The sequence below is a fragment of the Prosthecodimorpha staleyi genome (assembly GCF_018729455.1).
GTDB lineage: Bacteria > Pseudomonadota > Alphaproteobacteria > Rhizobiales > Ancalomicrobiaceae > Prosthecodimorpha > Prosthecodimorpha staleyi.
Genome location: NZ_JAHHZF010000009.1, coordinates 145,239 through 159,129, shown reverse-complemented (window position 1 = coordinate 159,129; position 13,891 = coordinate 145,239). Strand labels below are relative to the sequence as shown.

Here is a 13,891-nt window from a genome sequence, read left to right as displayed (position 1 = left end):
CGACGCGACGGAGCCAGCCATGACCGATCTCACCCCCCTGCTGCCCGCCGCCGAGGCGCTGATCCGGCGCGCGAGCGCCGCCGGCCTGATGATCGCGACGGCGGAATCCTGCACCGGCGGCCTGATCGCCGGGCTCCTGACCGAGATCGCCGGCTCCTCCGCGGTGGTCGAGCGCGGCTTCGTGACCTATTCGAACGAGGCCAAGATGGAGCTGATCGACGTGCCGGCCGGGCTCCTCGCCCAGTTCGGCGCCGTCAGCCGCGAGACCGCCCTCGCCATGGCCGAAGGCGCCCTGGCGCATGCGCGCGCCGATCTGGTCGTCGCCGTCACCGGCATCGCCGGCCCAGGCGGCGGCTCGGCCGCCAAGCCGGTCGGCCTCGTCCATCTCGCCGCCGGGCGCCGGGGCGGGCCCCTGCAGCATCGCGAGATGCACTACGGCGCGATCGGCCGCTCGGCGGTGCGCCTCGCCACGATCCGCACCGCCCTGGAGATGCTCGAAGCCGCCTTCTGACCCGTGCGGGCGGCGGGATCAGGACCGAGACCCGCCCGTCAGCGGCTCCCGGCCCAGTCGGCCAGCGTGCGGCCTTGCTGGACCAGATCGACCAGCAGTCGGGCGGGCTCGAAGCCGGGGCCGCCGGCGGCGTGGGCCTCCTCGATCCAGCCGAGCACGGTCGGCAGGCCGATCGCGTCGGCCTCGAACATCGGACCGCCGCGCCAGGCCGGATAGCCGTAGCCGTGGATCATGACCATGTCGACATCGAGCGGGCGCAGCGCGATGCCCTCTTCCAGGATGCGCGCGCCCTCGTTGGCCATGACGGCGAGCGCCCGGCGCTGGATCGACTCGGCATCGACCGACCGCGGCACGACGCCCTTGCGCGCCCGCTCCTCGGCGATCAGCGCCTCCACGACCGGGTCGACCTCAGCCTTGCCGGAGGCGTAGTCGTACCAACCGGCGCCGGTCTTGCGGCCGAGCCGGCCTTGCTCGCAGAGCCGGTCGGGGATGTCGACATAGCGCACGTCCGGCGCGCGGTTGGCCATGTTGCGCTTGCGCCAGGACCAGGAGATGTCGAGGCCGGACAGGTCGTAGACCGCGAAGGGTCCCATCGGGAAACCGTAGGCGGTCATGGCCGCGTCGATCTCCGCGGGGCCGGCGCCGTCTTCGACCAGGAACTCGTAGTGCCGGCGCACGGTCGCCCAGATGCGGTTGCCGATGAAGCCGTCGCAGACCCGGGCGAAGACCGGCAGCTTGCCGAGCTTCAGCGCCACCGCGAAGGCGGTCGCCAGCACGTCCGGCGCCGTATCGGCGGTCTCGATCACCTCGACCAGGCGCATGACGTTGGCCGGGGCGAAGAAGTGCAGGCCGCACATCTCGGCCGGCCGGCCGGTCGCCGCCGCGATCAGGTTGGGATCGAGATAGGAGGTGTTGGTCGCCATGACGGCGCCGGGCCGGACGACCTTGTCGAGCCGGCGGAACAGGTCGCGCTTGACCTCGGCGTCCTCGAAAACCGCCTCCACCACCAGATCGGCGGCGCCGAGATCGCCGATCTCGGTGGTGATGTCGATGGCCGCGGCCTTGACGCCGACCGCGTCGGCCGGAATGCGCTTGCGGTCCGCATAGCCCTGATAGATGCCGTGAATGCGCTCGGCCGCGCGTTTGGCGGCGGCCGCATCGGTCTCCAGCACCGTGACCGTATAGCCGGCATCGGCGGTCGCAACCGCGATGCCCGCCCCCATAGTGCCGCCGCCGACCACCGCGATCGTCGAAACGGCGCGCGGCTTGACGCCGTCGAGCATCGGCAGCTTGGAGAGTTCCCGCTCGCCGAAGAAGGCGTGGCGCAAGGCCTTGGCCTGCGGATGGCCGACGAGCTTCAGGAAGCGGGCCCGCTCGGCCGCCAGTCCGGCAGCGAAGTCGAGCGTCAGCGAATCGGCGACGGCGCGGGCGGCCTCGCCGGGCGAAAGCTGTCCGCGCGCCCGATCGGTTGCGCGGGCGACCAGCTTCTCGGCCTCGGCCGCGTCGATGGCCGGAACCGCGCGCGCGGAGACCGGCGGCGGCACGGTGCCGGCCGCGACCCGCGCCTCGAGCACCGCAAGGGCGCGCTCGGCAAAATCCTCGCCCGGCTCCAGTTCGACGACCGCATCCGCGATGCCGAGTTTCAGGGCCTCCCGGGCGCCGAAGCGCCGGCCCGACGTGACCGCCTCGATGGCGGTCGCGATGCCGGTCAGGCGCGGCAGCCTCTGGGTGCCGCCGGCGCCCGGAATGATGCCGAGCTTGACCTCCGGCAATCCGACCTCGGCGCGCGATTCCATGATCCGCCAGCGGCAGCCGAGTGCGACCTCGAAGCCGCCGCCGAGCGCAGTGCCGTGGATCGCCGCGGCCCAGGGCTTCGGCGATGCCTCGATCCGGGCGATCACGTCGGTCAACAGCGGCTCAAGCGGCCCCTTGCCGAATTCGCGAATGTCGGCGCCCGCGATGAAGGTGCGGCCGCGGCACAGGATCAGGGCGGCGGCGACCCGTTCGTCCGCCTCCACGGCCGCGACGGCATCGAGCAGCCCCTGGCGCACGGCCTGCGACAGTGCATTCACGGGCGGGTTGTCGACCCAAACGACGGCGATCTTCCCCCGAACCTCGATCACGATCGGCCCCGACGCCATGCCTGCTTCTCCCGCGTTCAACTCGCAACGGGTCGTAGCCGAGGACGCCGCCGACGACAACGCAGAGGATTGCGCAGCAGCCGCCAGACCTGCGGGGCAGGCGCATAAGGTCTGCGTCCAGAGGGGTCTCGTGGGGCCCGGTGCCGTAGTTTCCCTTATGGCAGTCCCCCATGGCCCGCATGCTACTGTCCGCTTTTCTCGGACAAATCACCTGCGCGAAAGCCGAGCCATGACCGATTCCGCCTTGCGTCCGCCCCGCCCCCATCAGGACAGTTTCGCGGAATTGTTCACGCCGAAACTCATCACCAGCCTGCGCGAGGGCTACGACGGCAAGCGCTTCGTCGCCGACGTGGTCGCCGGGCTGACGGTCGCCATCGTGGCGCTGCCGCTGGCCATGGGCATCGCCATCGCATCGGGCACCACGCCGGACCGCGGCCTGTTCACCGCCATCGTGGCCGGCTTCATCATCTCGGCCTTCGGCGGCAGCCGCTTCCAGATCGGCGGCCCGACGGCGGCCTTCATCGTCGTCGTCTACCGGACGATCGAGACGCACGGCTATGACGGGCTGATCGTCGCCACCCTGCTGGCCGGACTGATCCTGATCGCGATCGGCTACCTGCGCCTCGGCACCTATATCAAATACATCCCCTACCCGGTCACGATCGGCTTCACGGCCGGCATCGGCATCACCATCTTTGTCAGCCAGGTCGCCGACCTGTTCGGCCTGACCACCGCGAAGCTGCCGGGCGAGTTCATCGCCAAGGTCGAGGCGCTGTGGGCGGCCCTGCCGACGCTCAATCCCTTCGCCGTCGCCCTGTCGGCGATCTCGCTGGGGCTAATTCTCGGGCTGCGCCGCTACCGGCCGAAATGGCCGGGCTTCCTGATCGCCGTCGTGCTCGCCTCCGTCGCGACCGCCGTCTTCACCCTCGACGTGGTCACGATCGGCTCCAAGTTCGGCGGCATACCGCGCGTGCCGCCGACGCCGCAATTCCCGGCCCTGTCGCTCGCCGGCGTCAAGGCGGTGCTGCCCGACGCGATCACCATCGCGATCCTGGCCGGCATCGAATCGCTCCTGTCGGCGGTGGTCGCCGACGGCATGACCGGGCGGCGGCATCGTTCCAACTGCGAACTGGTCGCCCAGGGCCTCGCCAATGTCGGCTCCGCCCTGATCGGCGGCCTGCCGGCGACCGGCGCCATCGCGCGGACCGCGACCAACATCCGCTCCGGCTCGACCGGGCCGATTTCCGGGGTCCTGCACGCCGTCTTCCTGCTCGCCTTCGTGCTGGTCGCCGCCCCGCTCGCCTCCTATGTGCCGCTCGCCGTACTGGCCGCCATCCTGGCCATCGTCGCCTGGAACATGAGCGAGGTGCATGTCGTCTGGCGGCTCCTGCAGAATTCCGGCTGGGGCGACCGCGTCGTGCTGACCGCCACCATGCTGCTGACGGTGTTCTACGATCTGACTGTCGGCATCGAGGTCGGCGTGGTGCTCTCCGCCATTCTGTTCATGCACCACATGGCCGAGGCCGTGGCGGTCGAGGCGCACGGGCAGGCCGGCAGTCTGATCGGCCGCGATCAGGCCGACGACGACGGCCGGCCCTACGATCCGAGCCAGCAGACGCGCGAGGATGTCGTCGTCTACCGGATCAGCGGTCCGTTCTTCTTCGGCGCCGCCAACCAACTGTCGACCACGCTGTCGCGCATCGGCACCCGGCCGAAGCGGCTGGTGCTGGACTTCTCGGCCGTGCCGCTGGTCGACACCACCGGCGCGGCAACCCTGCGCAGCGTCATCGAGGACATGCGCAAGCGCGGCGCCGACGTGGTGCTGACCGGCATGTCGCGCCCCGTGCGCCGGTCCCTGGTCCGCTTCGGCATCCGCCGGCCCGAGGTCAGCGTGCTGACCGCCCCGACCGTCGAGATCGCGCTGGCCCAGATGGACCACCAGGAACTCGCCGCCGAGTGACCGGGTCCGGACCGGATCGCCGGTCCGGCCTTCGGTCGGCCCGGCGCGCCGGTTCACCCCCCTGCCCCGGGCTTGAGCGGCAGCGCGCCGCCGCTCTTCAGCGTCTCGATCACGATGCGCGACGTGACATGGGCGACGGTCTCGTGCGCGAGCAGGACCGAGTTGACGAAATCCGCGAAGCTCTTCAGGTCGCGAACCGCGATCTTGATCAGGTAGTCCATGTCGCCGGTCAGCGCATGGGCCTCCAACACCTCGTCGCAATCGGCGATGACATCGCGGAATCGGCGCGCATTCTGCTCGGAATGGCGCGACAGCTGCACATTGACGAAGGCGGTCACGCCGAGACCGAGCCGCTCGCCGTCGAGCTCCGCCCGGTAGCGGCGGATCACGCCCGCTTCCTCCAGCGCCTGCCGGCGCCTCGAACATTGCGAGGCGGACAGATGCACCCGCTCGGCCAGTTCCTGGTTGGTCAGCCGGCCGTCCGTCTGCAGCGCGGCGAGCAGGCGCAGGTCGTAGCCATCCAGTGCGATCATGTGCGGGCATCCGGTCGACTACGCATGAAACATGCATAATCTAATCGGTTCGCCCGCAATTCGCACGCCTCTTGCGCCCGCTTCCCGCGACACTGGTGCATCGCCGTTTCACGAGGAGGAATGCCGCGATGGGTCCCTTTCCGCACGATGCCGCCGCTGCCGTGATCGATGCCGCCAACCCGATGGGCACGGACGGCTTCGAGTTCATCGAATTCGCCCACCCGAGCCCGGACGAACTGGCTGCGCTGTTCGCCCGCATGGGCTTCGCGCCGGTCGCCCGGCATCGCTCCAAGCAGGTCACGCTCTGGCGCCAGGGCGACGTGAACTACGTGATCAACGCCGAGCCGGACAGCTTCGCGGCCGACTTCGCCCGCCGCCACGGCCCCTGCGTCTGCGCCATGGGCTTCCGGGTGGTCGATGCCGCCCATGCCCTCAACAGGGCCGTCGAACTGGGTGCGACACCGGTCGAAGCCCGTGTCGGACCGGGCGAACTGGCCATTCCGGCGATCGAGGGCATCGGCGGCTCGCTGATCTATTTCGTCGACCGCTACGGCGCCAAGGGCTCGATCTGGGAGATCGATTTCGAGTGGACCGGCGCACGCGACCCCGCCCCCGAGGGCGCCGGCCTCTACTATCTCGACCACCTGACCCACAACGTCCATCGCGGCCGCATGGACCATTGGGCAGACTGGTACGCTAGGCTCTTCAACTTCCGCCAGATCCGCTACTTCGACATCGAGGGCAAGCTGACCGGTCTGACCAGCCGGGCCATGACCAGCCCCTGCGGCAAGATCCGCATCCCGATCAACCAGTCGGCCGACGATCGCAGCCAGATCGAGGAATACTTGAAGGAATACAAGGGCGAGGGCATTCAGCACATCGCCTGCGGCTGCCGCGACATCTACGCCTCGGTCGAAGCCCTGCGCGCCAACGGCCTACCCTTCATGCCGGCCCCACCGGCGACCTACTACGAAAAGGTCGACGGCCGCCTGCCCGGCCACGGCGAATCGATCGACCGGCTGGCCGCCAACGGCATCCTGATCGACGGCGAGGGCGTGGTCGACGGCGGCACCACCAAGGTGCTGTTGCAGATCTTCTCCGGCACCGTGGTCGGCCCGATCTTCTTCGAGTTCATCGAGCGCAAGGGCGACGACGGCTTCGGCGAGGGCAATTTCCGCGCCCTGTTCGAATCGATCGAGGAGGATCAGATCCGGCGCGGGGTGCTGTCGGCCGCCGAGTGAAGCGACCGACATCAAGATCGGTCCGGCGCCGCCCCGACCCTCCCGGCCGGGGCGGCGCGACCGCTCACTTCAGCGTGCGCAGATAGGCAACGATCGAGTCGAGGTCAGCGGCCGCCATGTTCTTGTAGTAGCCGAAGCCCATCGGCGGGGTCAGGTGACGGCCGTCCTTGGAGACGCCGGTGGTGATCGCCCGCTTGATCTCGTCGTCCGACCAGGAGCCGAGATGCGAGGCGTTGAGCGCCGGCGCGACGCTGGCGCCCCACGGCCCCTTGAACACGGCGCCGCCCTGGAACGGCCGGCCCTCGGTATCCGGGCCCTGGGCACCCATCGGCGAATGGCATTCGATACAGTGGCCGAGTGCGGTCACCAGATAGCGGCCATAGGCGACCTTGTCGGATCGGCTCGGCGCCTCGACCTTGCCGACCGGCGGACCATAGGCGGGCGGCAACGGGAACTTGTACTCGGAGGCCGCCACCTTGCCGGCGACCGGCTTGGTCTGTTGCAGATAGGCGACGATCGCCTTCACGTCGTCGTCGGCCATCTTGCGGTACTGGCCGATCGGCATCGGCGGGCCGATGATGCTGCCGTCGGGGCGCTTGCCTTCGCGAATGGCCAGGATGAGTTGCGCCTCGGTCCACTTGCCGATGCCCGTCTCCTTGTCGGAGGTGATGTTCGGCACCCGGGCGACCATGCCCTCGTCGGGTATCTCCATGCCGCCGGCGAGATCCCGGTCGGCCAGCGGCCCCTTCGGGGTCTGCACCGTATGGCAGTTGCCGCAGGCGACGATGGACTTCATCAGATAGGCGCCGCGCTCGACCGGCGTCTCCGCCACGGCCGACGCGCTGCCGGCCACGACCATCGCGGCCGCAAGGGCCAGATTCCGTTTCATGCTGTTCTCCCGTCCAGGTCCGTCACCCCCGACAGACGGTGGGAGATTGCATGCATAAGCAGAAAAACGGAAGAGCCGACGCAGGCCGACGGGCGCTGGTCAGCGATCGGGCGGCAGTTCCACGCGGCCGTCGTCGACGCGGTATTCGAAGATGCGCCGGAAGATGCCCGGTGCTATGGCCGAGATCGGATTGAACTGCAGCACCGGATTGTCGACCGAGCCGACCACCTTGAAGGTCACGCCGACCAGGCCTTCGTTGCGGCCGGCCCCGACGATCTCACCGAAGAGCGGAATGCGGCTGACCAGATTGTTCAGGCCATAGAGCGGGATGAAGGTGCCGGCGACGTTCAGCCGCTGGTTCACCAGGTCGATCTGGCCGCTCATGGTGGCGCCCGTCGCCTGGCCCTTGGCGATGCCGTCCGAGACCGTGATGACGCCCTTGCGCATGGCGAAGTTGACCTGGAAGCGATCGAAGCTCGCATCCTCGGTCACGGGCACGTCGCGCACGGCGACCTCGCGCAGGCCGTCATTGGTGGTGCGCAATGAGGCGACGCGTTCGTTCTTCGGCGGCAGCAGACCGAAGCCGACGATCTTGACGACGCCGTCGGCCGAGCCCGGTCCGGACAGGACCGCCGACATGCGCAGCGTGCCGCCGCGCAGCCGCTCGTAGACATCCAGGAAGCCGAGCACCGCGCCGGCATCGTCGGAATTGACCGTCAGCACGCGACGGCTTCCGTCCGGGCGGATGCTGATCTCGACCGAACGGCCGCCCGGAGCGCGCGCCGTCATCTGCAGGCGGATGACCGTCTGGTTGCGGATCTGCGCGTCGATCAGCACGTCGGTCAGCGCCACATCGTTGAAGCCGACCAGACGGGCCGCGCGCGCCTTGACGATCAGGTCGCTCAGCTTCTTCGGGTCGACCTCGTTCGGTTCGCCCTGCTTCTTCAGCGAAGCCAGCAGACTGCGCAGGTCGAAGCTGCCGGCCTCGAAATTGACCGTCAGCGCCTGATCGGCGCCACGCTGCAGGCGGATGCGCGCATCGTCGCCCCGGCGCAAGGCAAAACGCTGGAAGTCGGCCGTCGCCAGGCGCTTGTCCTTGTCGACCGTCATCGAGCCCTTGACCTGCAGGCCCTCCGACTCGATCGAGAAATTGTCGACCCGCGTACCGCCGCGCTCGTCGTCGACGAGATCGAGATTGGCGCGCGCCGGCACGCCCGCCCCCTTGGTCCACCCGAACTGCGGCACGAACAACCGCGCACCGGTCATATCGGCGACGATCCGCTTGACCTGCTCGTTGGCGCCCGGCTGCCCGATCTCGATCTTGAGCGGGCCGGCGACCATGCCGGCGAGGTCGAGGCCCATGCGGGCGCGCGCCGCGTCGTCGAGCGTCATGGCAAAATCGCGACGCTCCTGCGCGCTCGAACTCTCGCTCGGTTCGAACATGTTCACGTCGGTCGGCACGCCCTCGATCTTGGCCTTGCCGGTGATGGTCGTACCGCGACGGTCGACCGCAACCTTCAGGGCCCCCTCGGAGAACCGGCGGCCAAGAATCGGCGAAGGGCTGCCGAACTTGTCGAGCGTGCCCTCGAACTTGTAGTCGAGCGAGGTTGGATCGAACGGCTTGTGGAAGGTCAGGTCGACCCGGCCGCGCACGTCGCCGGTCCCGGCGAGGCCGTCGAGCTTGATGCCCGCCCCGGACAGCAGAGCCAGCGGTTCGGCTTCGATGATCTCGCCGAGGGCGAGATTGTCGCCGGCCACGCGCATTTCCATCGAGGCACGCGGGCTCTTGCGGACGGCGTCGGGGATGTCGAGCTTGAAGGAGACCACCGTCGGCCGGCGCGGATGCCGCGTCAGGACCGATGACTTGTCGATGGTCACCTCGAAGCGCTTCTTCTCCATCGCGATGCGGCCTTCGGCGCCGATCAGATCCGGCAGATCCCCGAAGGTCTTGGATTGCGTCGCATCGAAGCGGGCCGACAGACGGACGGCCTCGGGCGGCCAGAGCGGCGGATCGACCAGCAGCGGGATCTGGAGCTGCGCGATCGCGTCGTGCAGCCGACCCGACTTGACATTGGTGATGAACCACTCGCGCGCGCCGGTTGCCGCGAAATGGGGCCAGAGCTTCGCCACCGTGGCGGCTTCGACCGAGGTGAAGACCACATTGACGACGACCAGCGGCTTCGGCTGGGCAAAATCGAGATGGCCCACGGCCCGGGCCGCGCCGCCGGCGAAGTGAATCTGCAGGTCGTCGACATGGAACACCTGCCGACCGGTCTCGTAGCCTCCGACCAGCGTCACGGCTTTCAGCTCGACCGGCTTGCCCGGGACGTCGCGCGGCGCGATCTGCCCGCGATCGAGCGAGATCGCCGTCTCCCAGCGTTCCGATTTGCCGGGTACCGGCGGTGTCACAGACCCCTTCAGGGCAATCAGCGTCGGCCCGACCTGCAGCGAGGCCGCCTCGATGGCGATGCTGTCCTTGCCGCGTGCCCATGAGACGCCGACCTGGCCCTCGTCGACGATGATCTCGTCCTCCGGCTCCTTGCCGAACCGGAACAGGCCGGCGCCGATGCGCAGGTCGAGCCGCGCGCCGAGCAGCCGATCGGCCGCGTCGTAGTCGACCCGTGCGTGAGGATAGATCGGCATCTCGACCTTCAGGTCCGGGTCGCCGGCCCCGAAGAGATCCTTCAAGGTCACGTCGCGGGCACTGAATTCCAGGCTGTGACTGGCGCCGTCCGCCGCCGTCAGATGACGCAGCCGCATCGACCAGCGGCCGACCTCGCCGCGCGCCGAGAAGCCGAGATCGACATCGCCCTCGGCGGTCCGGAACAGGCTGGTCGCCTCAACGTCGGGAATGACCACCTTGCGGGTCTTGCCGTCGCCGTCCGCCCGGATCAGGACGATGGAGCCGCGCCGCGTCGTGATGGACTCCAGCCCCTGGGCTCGGACCAGCGTCAGGTTCCGGGTCAGAGCGCGCCCGAGAGCCTCGAGCCGCGTCAGCAGCAAGGAGGAGCCGACCACCTGACGATCGGCCCGCGGGGCGACGGTGGTGGTCCCCTCGACCGCCGCGACGCCGGGCTTGGGTTGACCGGGGGCGGGAACGAAGGTCTCTTCCAATTCCGGGGGGCGCGACTGGCGCTCGCGATCGAGCGCGGGCAGATCGAACACCACCTGGGCGTCGTCGAGGTCGAGCGACACCGGCTTGAACTGACCGAGCAGGATCGGCAGGCTCTGCAGACGGATTTCGGCCTTCGGGACGACCGCAGTCAGACCGGTGCCCGGCTCGCCGACCGTCACGTCCTGCAGCCGGATGGAGAGCCCGCCGCTGAAGCTGCCGGCGAGCTCGGCCTTGCCGATCACCGTCTTGCGACCGGATCCGAGCGCGTCCGAGACGACGCCTTCGGCGATGCGCGCAATCGTGGCGACTTCGAGCGGACCGCTGGCGAGACGGACTGCAAATGCTCCGAAGGCTAGGACCAAAACAAGAACGACAAGGGCACCCGTGCCGAAACAGATGCGAAGCATCCGCGGTCCGCGTCGGCGAGCCCCCTCACCTGTCCTTCGTTCGCGCGCCATCATGAGCCGAAAATTCGAAGTCCCCGTCTCGGCATAACTGTAAGGTCCTCCGCTTGCGACTCGATTTCATCCGCCCAACGATCGGCAGCGTACACTGCGAGACCCTGGCTGTGACGATGAAACGCGACGAAAGGAAGGCGATCCATGGCGCTCTCGATCGGTGACACCATCCCCCCCTTCGACCTGCCCGGCGACGGCGGCGAGCCGGTCCGGTCTGCCGACCTCGCCGGTCGGCCGTTCGTGGTCTATTTCTACCCGAAGGACGATACGTCGGGCTGCACCAAGGAGGCGATCTCCTTTTCGTGCCTGGCCGATGAGTTCGCCAATGCCCAGGTGCCGGTGATCGGCGTCTCGCCCGACAGCGCCAAGAGCCACGACAAGTTCCGCGCCAAACACGATCTCAAGGTCCGCCTGGCTTCCGACGAATCACACGCGATGCTGGAGGCCTGGGGCGTCTGGGCCGAAAAGAGCATGTACGGACGCAAGTATATGGGTGTGGAGCGGACCACCGTCCTGGTCGGCGCCGACGGCAAGGTCGCGCGCATCTGGCCCAAGGTGAAGGTCGAAGGTCACGCCGAAGAGGTTCTGGCCGCCGTCAAAGCGCTTTGAACGGCGCGGCGGTGCCGGCGATGTCTACCGCGTGACGAGCGACGGCGCCGGTTTTGGTGTGTCGTCCGAAGTCGGGGCCGACGTAACGGCACTGAGGCTTTGTTAACCCTAACCATGTGTAATCGACCCCAGCGATCGGTGCGGATCGCGCGTCAGTTGGGGTCGGTCGCATGACGACGCGTTCACGAGTTCATCAAGATTTCGGCAAGCGTCGCGAGCCACCCCGCATTTCCTATACGTCGAACGGCAAGGTCCGCGCCCTGACCTTGAACCCGGCCCTGGTCGTCTCGCTGATCGGCGGTTTTGCCCTGTTCACCGTGATCTATCTGGGTGCGACGGCCTATCTTCTGTTCCGCGACGATCTGGTCGGTGCCGCCATTGCCCGCCAGATCGACATGCGCCATGGCTATGAGGATCGGATCGCCGCGTTGCGCGCGCAGATCGATCGGATCCAGTCCCGGCAGGTGCTCGACCAGAGCGCCTTCGAGGCGCGGATCGACCGGCTGACGGCCCGGCAGGACGGGTTGCGCGAATTCGAATCCCGCATCGGCGCGGTGCTCGACAAGGCCCGCCAGCAGGGCATGAAGCTGCCGCTTCCGGCCAGTGCCGCCACCGAAGGCGATGCCGGCCCGTCCAAGCCGCTGAAAGCCTCGACCTGGTTCGCCCCGGCGGGCGGCCGGACGGACGGCACGGATGGGCGCGTCACCGCCCGGATCGATCGGGCGGAAGCCTCGATCGACCGGATGTCCCAGCGCCAGACCCTCGCCCTTGCCGCCCTTGCCGAAATGGCCGAGCGCGATGCCGGCCGCATCGAGGCGGTCGTCGCCAAGCTCGGCCTGCGCTTCGGCTCGCTGGCATCCGCCGACAAGCCGGCAGCACCCAAGCCGCGCCTCGCGGATGGCGGCGTCGGCGGCCCGCTGGTCCCGATGATCGACCCCGCCGTCGCGGCGTGGCGCGCCGAGACCGCTCTCGACCGCCTGGCCGATCTGCGCCGCAATGCAGCGGCCCTGCCGCTCGGCGTGCCGGTGCGCGGCGATGCCCAGGTGACCTCGGGCTTCGGCGGCCGTAGCGATCCCTTCCTGGGCGTGCTGGCCATGCATACCGGCATCGATTTTCGGGCCGACACGGGCGAACCGGTCATCGCAACCGGTCCCGGCCAGGTCGAAGAGGCCGGGCGGCAGGGCGGCTACGGCCTGATGGTCGAGATCGACCATGGCAACGGCATCTCGACCCGGTTCGGCCATCTCTCGCGCATCGCCGTCGAGGCCGGACAGACCATCCGCGCCGGCCAGGTGATCGGCTATGCGGGTTCGACCGGCCGCTCGACCGGCCCGCACGTCCACTACGAGACCCGGGTCAACGGCGACGCCGTCAATCCTGCGGCCTGGCTCGACGCCGGCGAGAAACTGCGCCCGGTCCTGCACTGACGAACCCGGCCGACGGGCCTGCGGACGGGGATCCGTTCCGGCCCGCACCCGCGCAGGTGCGGCGACCGCCCCGGACCTTTCGGCTCAGTGCGGCTCCAGCCATTTCTGCATCATGACCACGTCGCCGGTCTCGAAGCCCAGCGCATCATAGAATCCGCGAACGGCCCCGTTCTCGCGCCGGACGAGCAGTTGCACCTTCCAGATGCCGCGCGCCCGCAGCCACGCTTCGGCCGCCGCCATCATGCGCCGGCCGAACCCCCGCCCCTGCCCCGAAGGATCGACCGCCAGATAGTAGACCCAACCGCGGTGGCCGTCCTCGCCGACCATGACGCTGGCGACGACCGGCCGCCCGTCGACATCTGCGACCAGCAGCGCGCAATGCGGCGAGCGGCGCGCAAAGGCGATGTCGCGTTCGGGCGGGTTCCAGGGCCGGTAGAGACCGGCGCGGTGCCAGAGGTCGATCACCGCCGCCACGTCGCCGTCCTCGGCCGGACGGATGGCGATGCGCACCGCATCGGCCGAATCCGGATGTGATTCAGACACCGTAGACCTCGTCGGCGCGGCTCTCGAAGGCACCGGCAAACTTGTGGAAGGCGCGTTCGAAGACGGCCCCCATCAAGGCTCCGAGCGTGCGGCTCTTGAACTCGTAGGCGATGAAGAAGCCGACCTCGCAGGCCTTCTCGGTCAGCGGCGCAAAGGTCCAGCGGTTTTCCATCTGCCGGAAGGGGCCGTCGAGATATTCGACCAGGATCCGGTTCTCGGCCGGGATCAGCGTGACCCGGCTGGTGAAGGTCTCCCGGAAGACCTTGTAGGAGACGGTCATGTCGGCGATCAGGACGCTGCTGCCGTCCGGACGCGACTGCCGGCCGCGCACTTTCAGCGCCTCGCAGAGCGGCACGAATTTCGGATAGGCCTCGACATCGGCGACCAGCGCGAACATGTCGGCCGCCGCATGCCTCACCTTGTGCCGGGTCTCGAACTTGGGCATCGCCTCCCGCCGTGCTCCC

11 protein-coding genes are annotated in these 13,891 nt (G+C 68.9%); 5 read left to right on the top strand and 6 right to left on the bottom strand.

What is annotated here, in order from left to right; all coding sequences use genetic code 11:
• The first annotated feature begins 19 nt into the window (after window positions 1–19).
• Entirely contained in the window at window positions 20–511 is a 492-nt protein-coding gene (locus KL771_RS18635) for a CinA family protein (protein WP_261970023.1), read from the top strand.
• Between the two features lie 38 nt (window positions 512–549).
• On the opposite strand, the gene KL771_RS18630 is transcribed toward KL771_RS18635, so the two are convergent.
• A complete protein-coding gene (locus KL771_RS18630) occupies window positions 550–2,652 on the bottom strand; it encodes a 3-hydroxyacyl-CoA dehydrogenase NAD-binding domain-containing protein (protein WP_261970022.1) in 2,103 nt (700 codons plus the stop codon).
• Between the two features lie 229 nt (window positions 2,653–2,881).
• On the opposite strand from KL771_RS18630, the gene KL771_RS18625 reads away from it, so the two are divergent.
• On the top strand, window positions 2,882–4,612 hold the full coding sequence (locus KL771_RS18625; RefSeq protein WP_261970021.1) for a SulP family inorganic anion transporter: 1,731 nt from the start codon (window positions 2,882–2,884) through the stop codon (window positions 4,610–4,612).
• Window positions 4,613–4,665: 53 nt separating this feature from the next.
• Here the strand turns inward: KL771_RS18625 and KL771_RS18620 are convergent, their stop codons facing one another.
• A complete protein-coding gene (locus tag KL771_RS18620; RefSeq protein ID WP_261970020.1) occupies window positions 4,666–5,145 on the bottom strand; it encodes an Lrp/AsnC family transcriptional regulator in 480 nt (159 codons plus the stop codon).
• A gap of 128 nt (window positions 5,146–5,273) precedes the next feature.
• Here KL771_RS18620 and hppD point away from each other — a divergent pair, with 128 nt between their 5' ends.
• A complete protein-coding gene (hppD, locus tag KL771_RS18615) occupies window positions 5,274–6,386 on the top strand; it encodes a 4-hydroxyphenylpyruvate dioxygenase (RefSeq protein WP_261970019.1) in 1,113 nt (370 codons plus the stop codon).
• Window positions 6,387–6,450: 64 nt separating this feature from the next.
• Here the strand turns inward: hppD and KL771_RS18610 are convergent, their stop codons facing one another.
• Both KL771_RS18610 and KL771_RS18605 read right to left on the bottom strand, forming a co-directional pair.
• Window positions 6,451–7,275 (bottom strand): cytochrome c, encoded by an 825-nt coding sequence (locus KL771_RS18610; protein WP_261970018.1) that lies wholly within the window; start codon window positions 7,273–7,275, stop codon window positions 6,451–6,453.
• A 99-nt stretch (window positions 7,276–7,374) separates the two neighbouring features.
• Window positions 7,375–10,797, bottom strand: coding sequence for an AsmA-like C-terminal domain-containing protein (locus tag KL771_RS18605; RefSeq protein WP_261970017.1), 3,423 nt, complete (start codon window positions 10,795–10,797; stop codon window positions 7,375–7,377).
• Window positions 10,798–10,992: 195 nt separating this feature from the next.
• Between KL771_RS18605 and KL771_RS18600 the strand changes: the two genes are divergently transcribed.
• Window positions 10,993–11,457, top strand: a complete 465-nt coding sequence (locus KL771_RS18600) for a peroxiredoxin (protein ID WP_261970016.1) — start codon at window positions 10,993–10,995, stop codon at window positions 11,455–11,457.
• Window positions 11,458–11,627: 170 nt separating this feature from the next.
• Entirely contained in the window at window positions 11,628–12,884 is a 1,257-nt protein-coding gene (locus tag KL771_RS18595; RefSeq protein ID WP_261970015.1) for a M23 family metallopeptidase, read from the top strand.
• Window positions 12,885–12,968: 84 nt separating this feature from the next.
• Here the strand turns inward: KL771_RS18595 and KL771_RS18590 are convergent, their stop codons facing one another.
• Entirely contained in the window at window positions 12,969–13,427 is a 459-nt protein-coding gene (locus tag KL771_RS18590) for a GNAT family acetyltransferase (protein ID WP_261970014.1), read from the bottom strand.
• Window positions 13,420–13,872 (bottom strand): type II toxin-antitoxin system RatA family toxin, encoded by a 453-nt coding sequence (locus KL771_RS18585; protein WP_261970013.1) that lies wholly within the window; start codon window positions 13,870–13,872, stop codon window positions 13,420–13,422. Before KL771_RS18585 ends, KL771_RS18590 begins: the two co-directional genes overlap by 8 nt.
• Window positions 13,873–13,891: the final 19 nt, after the last annotated feature.

Excerpts from the sequence above, each read along its gene's own strand:
- KL771_RS18585 (WP_261970013.1), bottom strand. The coding sequence starts at position 13,872 with ATGCCCAAGTTCGAGACCCGGCACAAGGTGAGGCATGCGGCGGCCGAC.
- hppD (WP_261970019.1), top strand. The coding sequence starts at position 5,274 with ATGGGTCCCTTTCCGCACGATGCCGCCGCTGCCGTGATCGATGCCGCC.
- KL771_RS18625 (WP_261970021.1), top strand. The coding sequence starts at position 2,882 with ATGACCGATTCCGCCTTGCGTCCGCCCCGCCCCCATCAGGACAGTTTC.
- KL771_RS18610 (WP_261970018.1), bottom strand. The coding sequence starts at position 7,275 with ATGAAACGGAATCTGGCCCTTGCGGCCGCGATGGTCGTGGCCGGCAGC.
- KL771_RS18600 (WP_261970016.1), top strand. The coding sequence starts at position 10,993 with ATGGCGCTCTCGATCGGTGACACCATCCCCCCCTTCGACCTGCCCGGC.
- KL771_RS18630 (WP_261970022.1), bottom strand. The coding sequence starts at position 2,652 with ATGGCGTCGGGGCCGATCGTGATCGAGGTTCGGGGGAAGATCGCCGTC.
- KL771_RS18635 (WP_261970023.1), top strand. The coding sequence starts at position 20 with ATGACCGATCTCACCCCCCTGCTGCCCGCCGCCGAGGCGCTGATCCGG.
- KL771_RS18620 (WP_261970020.1), bottom strand. The coding sequence starts at position 5,145 with ATGATCGCACTGGATGGCTACGACCTGCGCCTGCTCGCCGCGCTGCAG.
- KL771_RS18605 (WP_261970017.1), bottom strand. The coding sequence starts at position 10,797 with ATGCTTCGCATCTGTTTCGGCACGGGTGCCCTTGTCGTTCTTGTTTTG.
- KL771_RS18595 (WP_261970015.1), top strand. The coding sequence starts at position 11,628 with ATGACGACGCGTTCACGAGTTCATCAAGATTTCGGCAAGCGTCGCGAG.